Annotated in this window: 13 protein-coding genes; 7 read left to right on the top strand and 6 right to left on the bottom strand. The window is 63.7% G+C overall.

The window, feature by feature from the left end; genetic code table 11:
• Positions 1 to 51: 51 nt before the first annotated feature.
• Positions 52 to 1,065 (bottom strand): porphobilinogen synthase, encoded by a 1,014-nt coding sequence (hemB, locus tag R3175_RS09980; RefSeq protein ID WP_318944124.1) that lies wholly within the window; start codon positions 1,063 to 1,065, stop codon positions 52 to 54.
• Between the two features lie 316 nt (positions 1,066 to 1,381).
• Here hemB and R3175_RS09975 point away from each other — a divergent pair, with 316 nt between their 5' ends.
• From R3175_RS09975 to panP, 4 genes are all read left to right on the top strand, one after another.
• Entirely contained in the window at positions 1,382 to 2,011 is a 630-nt protein-coding gene (locus tag R3175_RS09975; RefSeq protein WP_318944123.1) for a TetR/AcrR family transcriptional regulator, read from the top strand.
• Between the two features lie 2 nt (positions 2,012 to 2,013).
• Positions 2,014 to 3,708 (top strand): isovaleryl-CoA dehydrogenase, encoded by a 1,695-nt coding sequence (locus R3175_RS09970; protein ID WP_318944122.1) that lies wholly within the window; start codon positions 2,014 to 2,016, stop codon positions 3,706 to 3,708.
• Between the two features lie 68 nt (positions 3,709 to 3,776).
• Complete coding sequence (locus tag R3175_RS09965) at positions 3,777 to 4,115, top strand: DUF503 domain-containing protein (RefSeq protein ID WP_318944121.1); 339 nt, start codon at positions 3,777 to 3,779, stop codon at positions 4,113 to 4,115.
• A 265-nt stretch (positions 4,116 to 4,380) separates the two neighbouring features.
• On the top strand, positions 4,381 to 6,057 hold the full coding sequence (panP, locus tag R3175_RS09960; RefSeq protein ID WP_318944120.1) for a pyridoxal-dependent aspartate 1-decarboxylase PanP: 1,677 nt from the start codon (positions 4,381 to 4,383) through the stop codon (positions 6,055 to 6,057).
• Positions 6,058 to 6,092: 35 nt separating this feature from the next.
• On the opposite strand, the gene R3175_RS09955 is transcribed toward panP, so the two are convergent.
• Both R3175_RS09955 and R3175_RS09950 read right to left on the bottom strand, forming a co-directional pair.
• Positions 6,093 to 6,359, bottom strand: coding sequence for a hypothetical protein (locus R3175_RS09955; protein WP_318944119.1), 267 nt, complete (start codon positions 6,357 to 6,359; stop codon positions 6,093 to 6,095).
• A 102-nt stretch (positions 6,360 to 6,461) separates the two neighbouring features.
• Positions 6,462 to 8,027 carry an inorganic phosphate transporter gene (locus R3175_RS09950; protein ID WP_318944118.1) on the bottom strand — a complete coding sequence of 522 codons (1,566 nt, stop codon included), beginning with the start codon at positions 8,025 to 8,027 and terminating at the stop codon, positions 6,462 to 6,464.
• A gap of 246 nt (positions 8,028 to 8,273) precedes the next feature.
• Between R3175_RS09950 and R3175_RS09945 the strand changes: the two genes are divergently transcribed.
• From R3175_RS09945 to R3175_RS09935, 3 genes are all read left to right on the top strand, one after another.
• A complete protein-coding gene (locus R3175_RS09945; protein ID WP_318944117.1) occupies positions 8,274 to 9,383 on the top strand; it encodes a GGDEF domain-containing protein in 1,110 nt (369 codons plus the stop codon).
• Between the two features lie 58 nt (positions 9,384 to 9,441).
• The gene (locus tag R3175_RS09940; protein ID WP_318944116.1) at positions 9,442 to 9,888 is read left to right on the top strand and encodes a flavodoxin; all 447 of its coding nucleotides are present in this window, start codon (positions 9,442 to 9,444) and stop codon (positions 9,886 to 9,888) included.
• A 208-nt stretch (positions 9,889 to 10,096) separates the two neighbouring features.
• Positions 10,097 to 12,658, top strand: a complete 2,562-nt coding sequence (locus R3175_RS09935; protein WP_318944115.1) for an EAL domain-containing protein — start codon at positions 10,097 to 10,099, stop codon at positions 12,656 to 12,658.
• A gap of 133 nt (positions 12,659 to 12,791) precedes the next feature.
• On the opposite strand, the gene R3175_RS09930 is transcribed toward R3175_RS09935, so the two are convergent.
• The 3 genes from R3175_RS09930 to rd form a co-directional block, all read right to left on the bottom strand.
• Positions 12,792 to 13,649 (bottom strand): acyl-CoA thioesterase II, encoded by an 858-nt coding sequence (locus R3175_RS09930; RefSeq protein WP_318944114.1) that lies wholly within the window; start codon positions 13,647 to 13,649, stop codon positions 12,792 to 12,794.
• Positions 13,650 to 13,828: 179 nt separating this feature from the next.
• On the bottom strand, positions 13,829 to 14,983 hold the full coding sequence (locus tag R3175_RS09925; protein ID WP_318944113.1) for an NAD(P)/FAD-dependent oxidoreductase: 1,155 nt from the start codon (positions 14,981 to 14,983) through the stop codon (positions 13,829 to 13,831).
• A gap of 24 nt (positions 14,984 to 15,007) precedes the next feature.
• The gene (gene rd, locus R3175_RS09920; RefSeq protein ID WP_271979009.1) at positions 15,008 to 15,175 is read right to left on the bottom strand and encodes a rubredoxin; all 168 of its coding nucleotides are present in this window, start codon (positions 15,173 to 15,175) and stop codon (positions 15,008 to 15,010) included.
• Between the last annotated feature and the right edge of the window lie 156 nt (positions 15,176 to 15,331).

Genomic DNA, 15,331 nt, shown 5'->3' with positions numbered 1-15,331 from the left:
TGGTGTCTGTCACCGGGTGAACGGCTGCCACGCCGCTGGCGTGAATGGCCATCACCCCTGTTGTTTCAATAGGCGCGCTGCGCGCACCGCAAAATAGGTCAGGATGCCATCGGCACCGGCCCGGCGCATGGCCGTCAGGCTCTCCATCATCACCTGGTCGCCGTCCAGCCAGCCGTTTTGTGCCGCCGCCATGTGCATAGCGTATTCACCGCTAACCTGGTACACGAAGGTCGGCACCTGCAACTCCCGCTTTACCCGATGGACGATGTCCAGGTAGGGCATGCCCGGCTTGATCATCACCATGTCGGCACCTTCTTCCAGGTCCAGGGCCACCTCGTGCAGGGCCTCGTCGCTGTTGGCCGGGTCCATCTGGTAGGTGGCCTTGTTGCCCTTACCCAGGTTGGCGGCGGAACCGACCGCGTCGCGGAAGGGGCCGTAGTAGCTGGAGGCGTACTTGGCGGAGTATGCCAGGATGCGGGTGTTGACGTGCCCGCCCTCCTCCAGCGCCTGGCGGATCGCACCAATCCGGCCATCCATCATGTCCGATGGCGCCACCACATCGGCGCCGGCATCGGCGTGGGACATCGCCTGGTTGACCAGGGCCTCCACCGTCACGTCGTTGAGCACGTAGCCATCGTTGTCGATGATGCCGTCCTGACCGTGGGTGGTGTAGGGATCGAGGGCAACGTCGGTGATCACCCCCAGCTGCGGGTGGGCCTTCTTCAAGGCACGCACCGTGCGCTGCACCAGGCCCTGACTGTCCCAGGCCCCGGCGGCAGACAGCGACTTTTCGTCCGGCGGTATCACCGGAAACAGAGCCAGCGCCGGAATCCCCAGGGCCACCCACTCGGCGGCCTGCTCCACCAGCAGGTCGATGCTGAGCCGCTCGACACCGGGCATGGACGGCACCGCCTCACGCTGGCCCTCCCCCTCCAGCACAAAGACCGGGTAGATCAGGTTGTCGACGCTGAGTCGATTTTCCCGGACCAGGCGGCGGGAAAAATCGTCGGCCCGGTTACGGCGCAGGCGGGTGGCGGAGAATGCTCGATGCGTGGGAGTGACCACGAAAACCTCCTGTAGGTGTGTAAGGCAGTTCGGAAACAAAACGGCTTGCCCCAATCATACACGCCCGGACACCCACGCAGACAGGCTCCAAAGCGGTTAGGGTAACTGCAACTATATTACCAAACGATGACAGTCTCCCAGCCGCCGGTCAGGGCTGCCTCCATCGCCACAGGAAGCACGTGTCATTTTGCGGTAAGTTACGGTTTAACAACGCCTAAGTAGCCTCTGAATAGCGCTCAGGCCAGGGCAACGGTGTCACCGGAGCGTTTGACAGAAGGAATGAATAGTGATTCACTTGTTAGCAAGAGGAAGCCACATGGCTTATCGCGAGACTGAGAAGATGCGCCGACGCAAGGCCGAGACCCGACAGCGTATCCTGGACTGCGCCCGGCACCTGGTGAGTGAAGGCGGCTTCCGTCACGCCCAGGTCACCCAGGTGGCCAGTCGGGCGGAAGTGGCCACCGGCACCATCTACCGCCATTTCGAGTCGAAAGAGCAGCTGTTTGCCGAGGTGTTCCGCGCCGCCACCCAGCACGAGGTGGACAAGGTCGCGGAGCAGCTGGCCGGCGAGGGCGATGCGGTGGAACGGCTCGATCGTGCCCTGCGGAGTTTTGCCAACCGTGCCCTGCGGGGACCGGTGACGGCGTGGGCACTGATCGCCGAGCCGGTGGACCCGCGGGTGGAGGCGGAGCGACTGGTCTACCGCCGGGCCTACGCCGCGCTGTTCGAAAAAGCCATTCGGCAAGGCGTTGCGGAGGGCTCGCTGCCACCGCAGGAGGCACGGCACAGCAGCACCTGCCTGGTTGGCGCCATCGCGGAAAGCCTGGTGGGACCGCTGTCCCCCGTCCAGAGCGGGACGGAGGTGGTGGCTGCCACCGACCACGAACCGTTGATCAACACCATCGTCAATTTCTGCCTGCAGGGGTTGACCGGTACCCGGAGGTAATCATGAACAGCCAGCAAGCTGCCCCGCACACACGGTCCGCCGACGACCGCTACCTGGCGGTCACCCATGAAGTGACCAATCAACCGCCGGCGCTGGAAAACTACAACCTGTACCTGCAGGACCAGGCCCTGCAGCAAGGGGTGGCACGGGAAGGGGGCGGCTGGGCCCACGAGGAGCTGGTTCAGTTCGGTGCCCTCGCCGGCCGTGCCGAGACCATCGACCTGGGCTTCAAGGCCAACGAGCACAAGCCGGTGTTCCACACCCACGACCGTTACGGTCACCGCATCGATGAGGTGGAGTTCCATCCCGCCTATCACCAGTTGATGAAGATCTCCATGGAGCATGGCCTGCACAGCAGCCCCTGGACCCACCCTGGTCCTGGCGCCAACGTCGCGCGCGCCGCCAAGTACTTCATGCACTCCCAGGTGGAGGCTGCCCACGGCTGTCCCATCACCATGACCTTTGCGGCCATCCCGTCCATCCGAAGGCAGCCGGAACTGGCGGCGCAGTGGGAAGCCAAGATCCTCGCCAACAGCTACGACCCGCGCAACGTGCCCGACGGCGAGAAGCAGTCGGTGACCATCGGCATGGCGATGACCGAGAAACAGGGGGGCAGCGACGTGCGCGCCAACAGCACCCGCGCCTACCCCCTGGGCCAGGGAGGCCCGGGCCAGGCCTACGAGTTGGTCGGCCACAAGTGGTTCGTATCGGCCCCCATGTGCGACGCCTTCCTGGTGCTGGCCCAGGCACCGGGCGGCCTGTCCTGCTTCCTGATGCCCCGCTGGCGCCCGGACGGCAGCAAGAACCCCTGGCAGATCCAGCGCCTGAAACACAAGATGGGCAACGTGGCCAACGCCTCCAGCGAGGCCGAACTGCGGGGCGCGCTGGCCTGGATGATCGGCGAGGAAGGACGCGGTGTGCCGACCATCATCGAAATGGTCGCCATGACCCGCTTCGACTGTATGATCGGCAGCTCCGGCGGCCTGCGCCAGGCCGCCGCCCAGGCCCTGCACCACTGTCGTCACCGCAGCGCCTTCGGTGCCCGCCTCAGCGAGCAGCCACTGATGCAGAACGTGCTGGCCGACCTGGCGCTGGAGAGCGAGGCGGCCATGACCCTGACCCTGCGGGTGGCCCGGGCCCTGGACCAGCAAGATGACGAACACGAGCGCCTGCTCACCCGCCTGGCCACGCCGGTGGGCAAGTACTGGATCTGCAAGCGCACCCCCAACCACGCCTACGAGGCCATGGAATGCATTGGCGGCAGCGGGGTCATGGAGAACTGCATCATGCCCCGGCTGTACCGGGAAGCGCCGGTGAACGCCATCTGGGAGGGCAGCGGCAACGTTCAGTGTCTCGACACCCTGCGGGCCCTGCAGAAATCGCCGGATGCGTTGGCCGCGTTTTTCGCCGAGCTGGAACGGGCCAGGGGTGCCGACAACCGCTTTGACCGCTTCGTCAGCGAGCTGAAAACGGATTTTGGCAACAGCCAGGACCTGCAGTACCGCGCCCGCAACCTGGTGGACCGGCTGGCGCTGTCCCTGCAGGGCGCGCTGCTGCTGCAACACTCCGATGCCGCCGTGGCGGATGCCTTCTGCGCCTCCCGCCTGGAACAGCCCGGCGGCCTCAATTATGGCAACCTGCCCCGCGGCGTGGACGTTCAGGCCATTATCCAGCGTGCCACGCCTGTAGTAGACTGATCGCAACTCCCTCTGACCGTGCCCGCTCAACGCAGCGGGCACGGCGGTCATTGCGCAAGGGCCCGATCATGTCCGACACTCTCCGTCGCCTACTGAACACCGACAGCCAGCAACCGTCCATCACACCGCACATCGGTGTCATGACCCTGCACTTTCAGGTGTATGGCTGTGAGGACATCAAGGCAAAGCGCAAAGCCTTCGCACCGTTGCGAGTGCTCTGGGGCAAGGAGGCGGACCTGGCCGTGGCCGAAACCGCCGACCTGGATGCCCTGGACTGCGCCACCTGGTCGATCGCCGCCCTGGGCACCTCCTCCCAATTGATCGCCCAACGGCTCGACCAGATCGAAAAAGCCATTGCCGAGCGCATCGACGCGCCGGTATTGAGCGTCCACAGGGAACTGCTCTAGCCCCGGCGAGCCATCCCGTCCCCGGCACCGTGCCCAATCCCGGCAACCCCGTTTCAGCCCTTAGACCAAGGGCCGTGTGGCATGAGCATGGGCGACCCCGTATACTACGGCCCCCTAAGGACGCCGGATGGCAGTGGCATGGCCCTTGGCGGGGCAACTGTGCCAGACTGCTGATGACAGTTTGATGAGAAGCAGGGCTTCTCGCCGTGATCCGCTGGCCAGCCGGGATGGCCCCGCGGAATACCACTGAGACAGAGTGGCGCTTATGACTGGAAAGAAAAAATCCGCTCACGCCTCGGTAGAGGCGATGTATCGAGTATTCACGGTTCCCGAGGCACCGGAATCCACCCTGAGCCGGATTGACCAGAACATCTCCAGCAATCTGGCTGGGTTCCTGCAGGAACACATCGTCGCCATCGAACGCGATCTCAGCGACGTCGAGAAGGACTTCTCCGACTCCGCCATTCCGGAGAAGCCGGTGTTCGTGTCCGAGCAGGCCCAGTTCCTGCTCGACAAGCTGGTGGCCAACTCGGTCCACACCGCGTCCCCCAGCTTCATCGGCCACATGACCTCGGCCCTGCCCTACTTCATGTTGCCGCTGTCGAAGATCATGATCGCGCTCAACCAGAACCTGGTGAAGACCGAGACCTCCAAGGCGTTCACCCCGATGGAGCGTCAGGTACTGGGCATGATTCACCGGCTGGTGTACAACGAGGACGGTGCCTTCTACCGCAAGTGGATGCACGACCCCCGCCACTCCCTGGGTGCCATGTGTTCCGGCGGCACCATCGCCAACCTGACCGCCCTGTGGGTGGCCCGCAACCGCGCCTTCCCGGCCGAGGGCAGCTTCCGCGGCATACACGAGGAGGGCCTGTTCCGGGCCCTGCGTTACTACGGTTACGAGGGCGCCGCGGTGCTGGTGTCACGACGTGGCCATTATTCCCTGCGCAAGGCCGCCGACGTGCTGGGGCTGGGCCGGGAATTCCTGGTGGCGGTGGACACCGACGACGACAACCGCATCCAGACCGACGCCCTGCGGGACAAGTGCCTGGAACTGCAGAAACAGAAGATCAAGGTGATGGCCATTTGCGGCATCGCCGGCACCACCGAGACCGGTAACGTCGACCCGCTGGAGGCCATGGCCGACATTGCCCGGGAGTTTGGCGCCCATTTCCACGTCGATGCCGCCTGGGGTGGCCCCACCCTGTTCTCCCGCGAACATGGCCGCCTGCTCAAAGGCATCGAACAGGCCGACTCGGTCACCTTCGACGCCCACAAACAGCTCTATGTACCGATGGGGGTAGGCCTGGTGGTATTCCGCGACCCGGCGCTGGCCAGCGCGGTGGAGCACCACGCCCAATACATTATCCGCAAGGGCTCCCGCGACCTGGGCAGCACCACGCTGGAAGGCTCCCGGCCCGGGATGTCGATGCTGATCCATTCCGGGCTCAAGATTCTGGCCCGGGAAGGGTACGAAATCCTGATCAATCAGGGCATTGCCAAGGCCAGGTTGTTTGCGGACCTGATCAACGACCGGGAAGACTTCGAACTGATCACCCGGCCGGAGCTAAACATCCTCACCTACCGCTACAACCCACCCCTGGTGCAGCAGGCCCTGGCGCTGGCGGACCCGGCTCAGATGGAGCGCATCAACACCTGCCTGAACCGGATCACCAAGTTCATCCAGAAGACCCAGCGGGAACGCGGCAAGGCCTTCGTCTCTCGAACCCGCCTGGAGCCGGCGCGGTATCAGCACTTCCCCTGCATTGTGTTCCGGGTGGTGCTGGCCAACCCCCTGACCACCGAAGACATCCTGCGGGACATCCTGGCCGAACAGGCGGCCCTGGCGCACGAGCCGGGCATCCATGATGAGCTGACGATTCTGACGGAAACTGCGCAGGCGGTGCTGGCGCAGCATCAACCCGACAGCAGGCAGGCCTGAACGCCTGCCCGCTCGACGGGAAGGAAGGGGGGCGATCAGTAGAGCGCCGCCTCGTCGTCCAGCACCTCGTGCAGGACCTCCAGGAACATCCGATCCGCTTCACTCCAGTTTTCAGGAATGCGCAGGATGGTGTTGGCGCTGATCTCTTCCGCGATTTTCTCGTCTGCGCCCGGCTGATCCCGGTACTTGCGGGCAATTTCCACCGACTTGACCGCCACGGTTGGATCGCTCAACACCTTCTTGATAAAGCCCCGTAACTCACTGATGGTCTTGGACTGACGACTTTCTTCTGCTGAGCTCATTGGGTACTCCCCGGCTGATGGTACGCTGCGGCCCCGTGTCCGGGTCCGCATTCAATAGTATGGACGATTGCCCGGGCTGGCAACCAGACGGGACTCTAGGCATCACTGGACCAACAGCCCCCGGATGGTGAAGAACAGCACGGCCGCCATGGACGCGGAGGCCGGCACGGTGATCACCCACGCCGCCACGATCCGGGTCAGGTGCGAGCGCTTCACCATCTCTTCCCGGTAGATCTTTTTCAGGCGCTTGCGCTCGGCCTTGGACAGCGGCACCTCGCGCTTGTTCTTGCGGGCTTTCTTCAGCAGCGACTCCATCTCTTCCACCGAGGCGTCCCGGAAGTTGTCGAGGAACGGCTGCAGACGCGCCCGCTCGGCAGCGTCGTGATTGTCGATGATGGAGTGCAGCTGACTGGCGTAATTGGACTTCAGGTACTCCCGCAGGAAACCGACCCCGAACACCCCGCCGATGGCGATGTGGGTGGAGCTGACCGGCAGGCCGAGCTGGGAGGCGATGATGACCGTCAGCGCCGCCGACAACGCAATACAGAACGCCCGGGTCTTGTCCAGCTCGGTGATCTCGCTGCCCACGGTCTTGATCAGCCGCGGTCCGAACAGCATCAGCCCCACCGCCAGGCCAAGCGCGCCGACCACCATCACCCAGGTCGGGATGCTGGCGGCGGTGATGACGCCCCCGGAGCTCAAGGCATCGTTGATGGCGGCCAGCGGGCCAATGGCGTTGGCCACGTCATTGGCGCCGTGGGCGAAGCTGAGCAGGGCGGCGGCGAAGATCAGCGGCCAGGTAAACAGGGTGTTCACGCCGGAGGCGCTGTTCTCCATGGTGGCCGCCCGCCGGGACACCAGCACCCGCATCACCAGCAAACCCAGGGCCGCCACGCCCAGTCCCACCAGCGAGGCGTCCAGGAAGTCCACCTTGACCACCTTCTTGACGCCCTTGACCATCAGGTAGGTGCCAAACGCCCAGGCCATGATGGCCACCAGCCAGGGTACGAAGGTGCGGGCCGCCGGAATCACATTGGCCCGGTAGAGCACCGCCTTCTTGATCAGGAACAGGAACAAGGCCGCCAGCACACCGCCCAGCACGGGCGAGATCACCCAACTGGCGACGATCTTGCCCATCACGAACCAGTCGGCAATGCCCCAGCCACCGGCCGCGATACCGGCACCCAGCACGCCCCCCACGATGGAGTGGGTGGTGGACACCGGCGCGCCCATCCAGGTGGCGAGGTTGAGCCACAGGGCACCGGCCAGCAGGGCCGCGGTCATCAGCCAGACGAAGCTGTCCGGATTGCTCAGCCGCTCCGGCGCGATGATGCCTCCCTTGATGGTGGACACCACATCGCCACCGGCAATCAGGGCGCCCGCCGCCTCAAACACCGCCGCCAGCAGGACCGCGCCCCCCAGCGTCAGGGCGCCGGAACCGACGGCCGGCCCCACATTGTTGGCCACATCGTTGGCGCCGATATTGATGGCCATGTAACCGCCGATTACGGCCGCCGCCATCAACAGCATGCTGTTGGGCATGCCGCTGCTGAGGTGACCAACCGCCAGGAATATCCCCAGCAGGAACAACAGACTGAGTCCTACGCGATAGCGTTCCGTACCGGAACTGGTGAGAAGGGTGTCAAGAAAACTGTTCGTTTGGGCCATGGGAACTACCGTGCCTGTACCTCGTGAATCAGGGGCGCACTATAATTTTTTTGTCACCAAATTGAAATCTTCGAACGCGCCAACCGCTCCCCCAAGGGAGGCCAACTTCCGCTTCAGGTTGTCGACCAGGTCATGCTAATTGGCTGTATTGTCGTCAAAATTGGCGCATAATCGGTGCATTGAGTGGACCGATGGCTGATGCTGCAGGTCACCAACCAATAATTACAACAACCTCCGTTTGCGGCCATGACCGAGCTCACCAAGCTACAAGACGACAACACCCAGCGGGACGAGGAGAACCGGGTCGCACGGGTGCTGGCCTGGCTCTCCGCCATGGCCCTGTTGTTCCTGGTCGGCATCGGCGTCAAGTCCTGGCTGTCCGGCCATCCCACCCACGCCCTGGTACTGTGGGGGTTCGCCCTGCTGGTGGGCCTGAACATCCTGCTGTTCCTGTGGACCCGCAACTCCCGGCAGCACAAGGGAGGCCTGATCCTGGTGGTCGCGGGCCTGTTCGCCTACCTGTTCGCCTCAGGCGGCGAGAGCAACACCGGCCCCCTGTGGTTCTATGTCTTCCCGCCACTGCTGTTCTATCTCACCGGTCTGCAGCTCGGCACCCTGCTGCTGCTCAGCTGCCTGCTGTTTGCCACCATCGTGTTCCAGTTTCCCGGCCTGCCCTTCGTCAGCGCGGAGTACACCCTCGATTTCAAGGTGCGGTTCTTTGCCACCATCGCCTTCGAGTCGATCTTCTGCTACGTGCTGGAGTATAGCCGGCTGAAGGCCCGCAGCGAGCTGATGGCTCTGGCCCTGAGCCATGAACGGGCCGCCCGCACTGACGAACTCACCGGACTGGCCAATCGCCGTGACATGCATCAGCGGTTGCTGGCCGAGCATTCCCGCTATCAGCGTTCCGGTCACCATTTCTCCATTGCCCTGATCGACCTGGACTGGTTCAAGCGGATTAATGACGAATTTGGTCACGACGCCGGCGACATCGCGCTGCAGCGCTTTGCCAGGCTGCTGCAGAAACTGGTGCGGCAAACCGATCTCGCGGCCCGCTGGGGCGGCGAGGAGTTCCTGGTCCTGCTGCCGGATACCTCACTGCTCCAGGCCCTGAGCCTGGCGGAGCGGTTGCGGGCGGAGGTGACCCAGGCGGATTTCCACTTCCGCGGGCGGGCATTGCCGGTCACCATCAGCGCCGGGGTTGGTTCGATTACCCAGGCCGACTCCATCAACCAGCTGCTGCAACAGGTGGACGCGCAGCTGTATTCCGCCAAAGCCAACGGCCGCAACCAGATCGCTCCCCGGGTCCGCAGCCAGGTCAGCGACCCCGACTCGCGACCACCGCAGGACGCTTGAGACTCCCCCTCGCTGCCGTTACCATGGCGGCCCCAATCGCCGCAGAGAGACTGACCCCATGGCTTCGATCCAGATTATCGTCGGCAGCGTGTATGGCGGAGCACTGATGACCGCCCGAGCCATCAAGCAGGCCCTGGAAGCGGAAGGGCACCAGATCACCGTGCTGGACAACCCCACCCTGGCGGACCTGGTGGCCGATACCTGTCCGGTGTTGATCTGCACCTCCACCACCGGACAGGGGGAAATCCCCCCCAACCTGCTTCCGTTCTACCTCGCCCTTCGCGAGCAACTGCCCCAGCAGCCGGGCCGCAAGTTTGGCGTGCTGGTGCTGGGCGACAGTTCCTACGGCGACACCTTCTGCGGCGCCGGCGAACTGATGGAAGAGGCGTTTTATGAGACAGCGGCACAAAAGGTGGGGGACACCCTGAAGATCGATGCCCTGGAAACCACCGAGCCCGAGGCGGAGGCGCTGCCCTGGGTTCGACAATGGCTGGACCAGCTTTAACGGCTATTTTGTAAGACTCCGTCGCGTTTCTCTCAGTCAACCGTACTTTAGTCTTGAGTGCGGTATCCGCACACGCCATACTGGCGCCAGGAAAGTAAGGAGCCTTTATTCACTCCTTCAATTACCGTGCGACAGAAACGCACGCAACGGGGAGAGACACCTCGCTCCCCCGATAGCAAGACAACAACCACAACAAGACCGGATTGCCGTGCGTCAACTTGCTCTATTGTGTGCCCTGGTGGGCGTACTCCTCACCCTGGCTTCCGCGGCCTATGGCGATGAAGTCCAGGGGCCGGGCTGGGTTCAGCCGGACATCGCCTACCTGAAAGCTGCGCCCGGCACTCAGCTCACCCTGGACCAGGCCCGCACCCGCACGGACTGGCAGCCGCTGGAGGAGCGGACCCCGAATTTTGGCTACCAGACCGAAGAATACTGGTTCCGCATGACCCCGCCGGCGACCCCTGACAGCCAGCTCCTCGACATCAGCTACCCGCAACTCGACTACGTCACCTTTTACCTGGTGGAAAACGACCAGCTCCGACACACCGAGGTGATCGGGGACCACATCCCCTTTGCCCAGCGTCCCCTGCAACACCCGACGTTCTTGATCCCGTACGAACTCAGTGCCGACAGCGATGCGGAGATCTTTCTCCGGGTTCAGACCAACGGTGCACTCCAGGTACCACTGCGGATTTGGGGCCAAAGCGCCTTGTTCGACCACATCGCCCTCGAGGATCAACTGCACAGCCTGTACTACGGTGTGCTGATCACGGTGATCTTCTTCAACCTGTTTATTTTTCTGGCGCTGCGGGAAGTCACCTACTTCCTGTACGTGCTGTCCACCTTCGGTTACCTGTTCCTGATGGCGTCGTTGCGAGGGGTCACCTTCCAACTGCTGTGGCCGGACACTCCCTGGCTGCAAAACACGGCCGTGCTGATAGCGGTGCCGGCAGCGGTGCTGTTCAGTCTGCTGTTCGCCCGCTCGTTCCTGCGTTTGCCCCGCTACGCCAGCCGCCTCGACCTGATGGTGCGCATCAGCATTTTTTGTAACCTAGCCGCAATAGCCGGCGTATTCCTGCTGGACTACAATGCCTCGATCCGGCTATCGGTGGCCCTGGCCATTCCCAGCTTCTTGCTGCTGACCATCATCGGCCCCCTGCTCTGGGCCCGGGGCAGCTCCCTGGCCGGTTTTTACACCATTGCCTGGGGTCTGCTGACCCTGGGCAGCATCATCACCGCCGCCAACAAGTATGGGCTGATCCCCAACAGCTTCGTGACCGCCTATGGCATGCAGATTGGCTCGGCCCTGGAAGCCATCCTGCTGACCATTGCGCTGGCGGCCCGGCTCTACCAGGAACGGGAAGGCAAGGTGTCGGCCCGGGAGGCGGAAGTCAACGCCATGGCCGCCCGGCGCAAGGCCGAACTGCGCATGATGGAGCAGGCCCTGCATAACCCCCTAACCGGCCTGCCCAATCGCACCAGCTTCGAGATGGCGATCAACGACCTGATCAACCGGCACCCCAAGCAGCGTCTCGCCGTGGGCATCATCTACCTCACCAACCTTCAGGCCATCACCAAGACCCTGGGACACCGCAACACCGACCGACTGCTGGAGTTGTCGGCACGCCGGTTCAACAGCATCGTCAGCGAGCTGCCCGGGGTTTACCCCATCGAGCAGACGGACCGGCGGGCGTTTCACCTGGCCTCGCTCGAATCCGCGACCTTCGGCTTCCTGATCGACGCCGACGTGATTGGCCAGACACCCCGCAACATCGTGCTCGGCCTGGAACAGTTCAGGGAACCCATCGATTACCTGGGCATGCAACTGCCGCTGGACCCCCAGACCGGCGTCGCCATCTACCCCGAGCACGCCCAGGACACCAACTCGCTGATCCGGCGCGCCTATATCGCCCAGGAGTCCGACGAGGCACGGGACCGGGGGCTGGCCTACTACCAGCCCACCCGGGATTCCTACAGCGCCGACCGGCTCACGCTGGTGTCGGAGTTTCGTCAGGCGCTGCAGGACAAGGCGCTGGCATTGTACCTGCAGCCCAAGCTCCGCCTGCACGACAATACCGTTGTCGGCGCCGAGGCCCTGATTCGCTGGCCGGGACGCAAATCACCGGTGCCCACCGACCAGCTGGTGGCGATCGCCGAGCAGACCGGACTGATCAAACCACTGACCCGCTGGGTGCTGGAGCAGGCCATCACGGTGCGCGGACAGTTGCTGGAACACGGCCACCGGATCGGTGTCTCGGTGAACATCTCTCCCAACAACCTGCGAGAACCGGACTTCCCTCTCTACGTCCAGCGCCTGATGGCCAGCCAGCCCCAGCACCGCGGCCACATCACCCTGGAGGTGACCGAGACCTCGATGATGCTGGACCCGGTCAACTCCCTGCGGGCCCTGCAGTCACTGAATGCCACCGGGATCCCACTGTCGATTGATGATTTTGGCTCGGGCTACTCGTCGTTGTCCTACATCAAGCAGCTGCCGGCCGGGGAGATCAAGATCGACCGCTCGCTGGTCAGCGACCTGCCCACCCAGAGCGAGGATCGGGTGATTGTCCAGACCACCATCAACATGTGTCACAGCCTGGGTTACCAGGTGGTGGCCGAGGGCGTGGAGGACCAGCAGACGCAGGCGCTGCTGGCCGAGATGGGCTGCGACATGATCCAGGGGTTCCTGCTCACCCGCCCCCTGCCGCTGGGGGAGTTGCTCACCTGGCTGGATGGACGGGCCGCCGACGGGGCCCGCAAGATTGGGTGACGACGCGGCCCTTGCCAAGGACTATCCGCGTGCGGCCCAGACCATTGGCGGCGAGCCGCGTCGGAGCGCCGAACCGCTTGGGCTACAGCCTTCAGAGCACGCAGAGACGATTCAGGAGTTACTCAGAGGTTCCTTAGCTCTTCCGACGGATCAGCGCTTCCTGGGTGGTGGAGGCCACCAGCACTCCCTGCCGATTGAAGAAATTGCCGCGATTGAAACCGCGTCCACTGGAGGCGCTGGGGCTGTCCTTGTCATACAGCAGCCAGTCGTCCATGCGGATATCCCGGTGGAACCACATGGCGTGGTCCAGGCTGGCGACCTGCATCTTCGGGCTCATGAAAGTGACCCCGTGAGGATTGAGTGACGTGGCCAGGAAGGAAAAATCCGAGGCGTAGGCCAGCAGACAGCGGTGCAGGATCGGGTCGTCCGGCAGCTCGCCCTGCACCCGCAACCAGCTCTGCTTGACCGGGGGCTTGGGCTCCGGTTTGAGCGGGTTGACCGGGTCGATGGGGCGAATCTCCACCGGGCGGTCCCGGGCCAGCTTGGCCCGCATCGCCTCGGGGATCTTCGGCAGCAGCTTTTCCACGTAGTCCGACTCCGACATCAACCCCTCCGGCCCGGTGGCGGCCGGCATCTCGGCCTGGTGATCAAAGCCTGGCTCCTCGCCCTGGAACGACATCGACCCGGTGAGGATTTCCTTGCCGTCCTGGCGGGCGATCACCCGGCGCACCGAGAAACTGCCGCCATCACGCACTCGCTGAACTTCGTAGTCAATGGGCAGGCTGTGATTGCCGGGACGCAAAAAATAGGCGTGGAGGGAATGGGGCAGGCGATCCTCAACGGTGCGGCTGGCGGCCATCAGGGCCTGGCCCAGTACCTGACCACCAAACACGTTGCGAAAACCGAGGTCTTCGCTATCACCCTGAAAATGATCGTCACCGGTGGGCGACAGATCGAGCAACTCTACCAGTTTTCTGGTGACTTCCAGCATGCCGACTCCTCTTCTCACTTCGCGGAGATCACCCGGCCCTGACCGACGAGACCGGAGGCTCCTTAGCTCACTAAGTAAATGGTTCTACCGCAAGACAACCGCCGGCGCAAACAAAAAAGGGCAGCGCGGCTGAACCACGCTGCCCTTTGCCGGTGCCGGCCAGACCTCTGGCCCCCGCCTCAGTCGTGAATCGGCGGCACTTCCTTCGCCAGGGTCTGCTTCTCCAGGGCGTAGTCGCCGGTCACCGCGAAGCCGAGCACCTGGCCGTCCGCCCCCTTGAACAGGGCACGCACGTTGTTGCCGTTGCGCTCAATCTCCCAGTCGCCTTCGGCCGACGCGGGCGGAGGACACACCGCAGTCGGGCAACAGGGGGTTTTCACCATCACCGGCATGGTGCCGTAGGCCACCTCGGTCCGCTCGCCCAGCAGGGTCTTGGCCAGGGCCCGGGCACAGGCCATCAGCGGCAGCACGTAGAGCAACACGTGCCCGTCCACCTCGGCGCAATCGCCCAGGGCGTAGACATCCGGCGCCGAGGTCTCCAGGGCACGGTTCACCTGGATGCCGCGACCGGTCTCCAGGCCGGCGTTCGCCGCCAGGCCGATACGGGGGCGCAGGCCGATCGCCGACAGCACCAGGTCCGCATTGACGATGTCGCCATTGGCAAGGGTCAGCCGAACGCCGTCCCCGTCCTTGTCGATGCGCTCCACCACGGTTTCCAGGTGAAAGCGGACACCTTCGGCCTTGAGGGCGTCAACCACCGCGTCACCCGCTTCCGGAGGCAGCAGCCCCGGCATCACCGTTTCACAAGGCGCGATGACATCCACCTCGATGCCACCGTTGCGAAGATCGTTGGCGAACTCACAGCCGATCAGGCCGGCGCCCATGATGGCCACCTTCTGCTTGCCGGCCACCGCCTTGCGGAAGGCCCGATAGTCCATCAGGTCGTTGATGGAGTAGACGTACTCCTGACCATCCCCATCGATGGACAGGCGAATCACATCCGCCCCCCAGGCCAGCACCAGCTTGGAGTAAGCCAGCCGTTCGTCGCCGATCAGCAGTTCGTGGGCCTCGGTGTCGATTCCGGTGACCGTAGTGTGGGCACGCAGATCAATATTGAGCTGCTCGACCATGGCCGCGGCCGTGGCCTGGGCCAGCTCGTCCGCCTCCTTCCCCTTGGTAAAGCCGGTGGAGAGCATCGGCTTGGAATAGCTGTAGCCGTCGTCCGCGGTCACCATCAGGATCGGGATGTCCTTGTCTTGCTTGCGCATTTCCCGCGCCAGGGAAAAACCGGACAGGCCGGTACCTACAATTACGATGGGGGCTGCTGCACTCATTCACTGCTCTCCTGTCAAACCGGCTTAACCGATTTCAATCATTTCAAAATCTTCTTTACCGACACCACAGTCCGGACAAACCCAGTCTTCGGGCACGTCTTCCCACTTGGTGCCCGGCTCGATACCGTCTTCCGGCCAGCCTTGGGCTTCGTCATAGATCCAGCCACACACCACACACTGCCACTTTTTCATGCTGTTCCTCCGTTGTTATTCGGTGCGCCATTTTTGTCGGACAATCATACACGACACGGCCGAAGGCCAAAACCCGGAAAGGCGCAATGTCATCGTTGGCCGCCCATCATACCGAGCGAACACCCGTACACCAATGCCAAAGCGGACGGCCATTGG

Source organism: Marinobacter sp. (genome assembly GCF_033722735.1).
In the GTDB taxonomy this organism is placed as follows: domain Bacteria; phylum Pseudomonadota; class Gammaproteobacteria; order Pseudomonadales; family Oleiphilaceae; genus Marinobacter.
This window is presented reverse-complemented; position numbering and strand designations above follow the sequence as displayed.

Coding starts and splice junctions, on each gene's coding strand:
- R3175_RS09975 (WP_318944123.1), top strand. CDS start 1,382: ATGGCTTATCGCGAGACTGAGAAGATGCGCCGACGCAAGGCCGAGACC.
- R3175_RS09970 (WP_318944122.1), top strand. CDS start 2,014: ATGAACAGCCAGCAAGCTGCCCCGCACACACGGTCCGCCGACGACCGC.
- R3175_RS09965 (WP_318944121.1), top strand. CDS start 3,777: ATGTCCGACACTCTCCGTCGCCTACTGAACACCGACAGCCAGCAACCG.
- panP (WP_318944120.1), top strand. CDS start 4,381: ATGACTGGAAAGAAAAAATCCGCTCACGCCTCGGTAGAGGCGATGTAT.
- R3175_RS09955 (WP_318944119.1), bottom strand. CDS start 6,359: ATGAGCTCAGCAGAAGAAAGTCGTCAGTCCAAGACCATCAGTGAGTTA.
- R3175_RS09950 (WP_318944118.1), bottom strand. CDS start 8,027: ATGGCCCAAACGAACAGTTTTCTTGACACCCTTCTCACCAGTTCCGGT.
- R3175_RS09945 (WP_318944117.1), top strand. CDS start 8,274: ATGACCGAGCTCACCAAGCTACAAGACGACAACACCCAGCGGGACGAG.
- R3175_RS09940 (WP_318944116.1), top strand. CDS start 9,442: ATGGCTTCGATCCAGATTATCGTCGGCAGCGTGTATGGCGGAGCACTG.
- R3175_RS09930 (WP_318944114.1), bottom strand. CDS start 13,649: ATGCTGGAAGTCACCAGAAAACTGGTAGAGTTGCTCGATCTGTCGCCC.
- R3175_RS09925 (WP_318944113.1), bottom strand. CDS start 14,983: ATGAGTGCAGCAGCCCCCATCGTAATTGTAGGTACCGGCCTGTCCGGT.
- rd (WP_271979009.1), bottom strand. CDS start 15,175: ATGAAAAAGTGGCAGTGTGTGGTGTGTGGCTGGATCTATGACGAAGCC.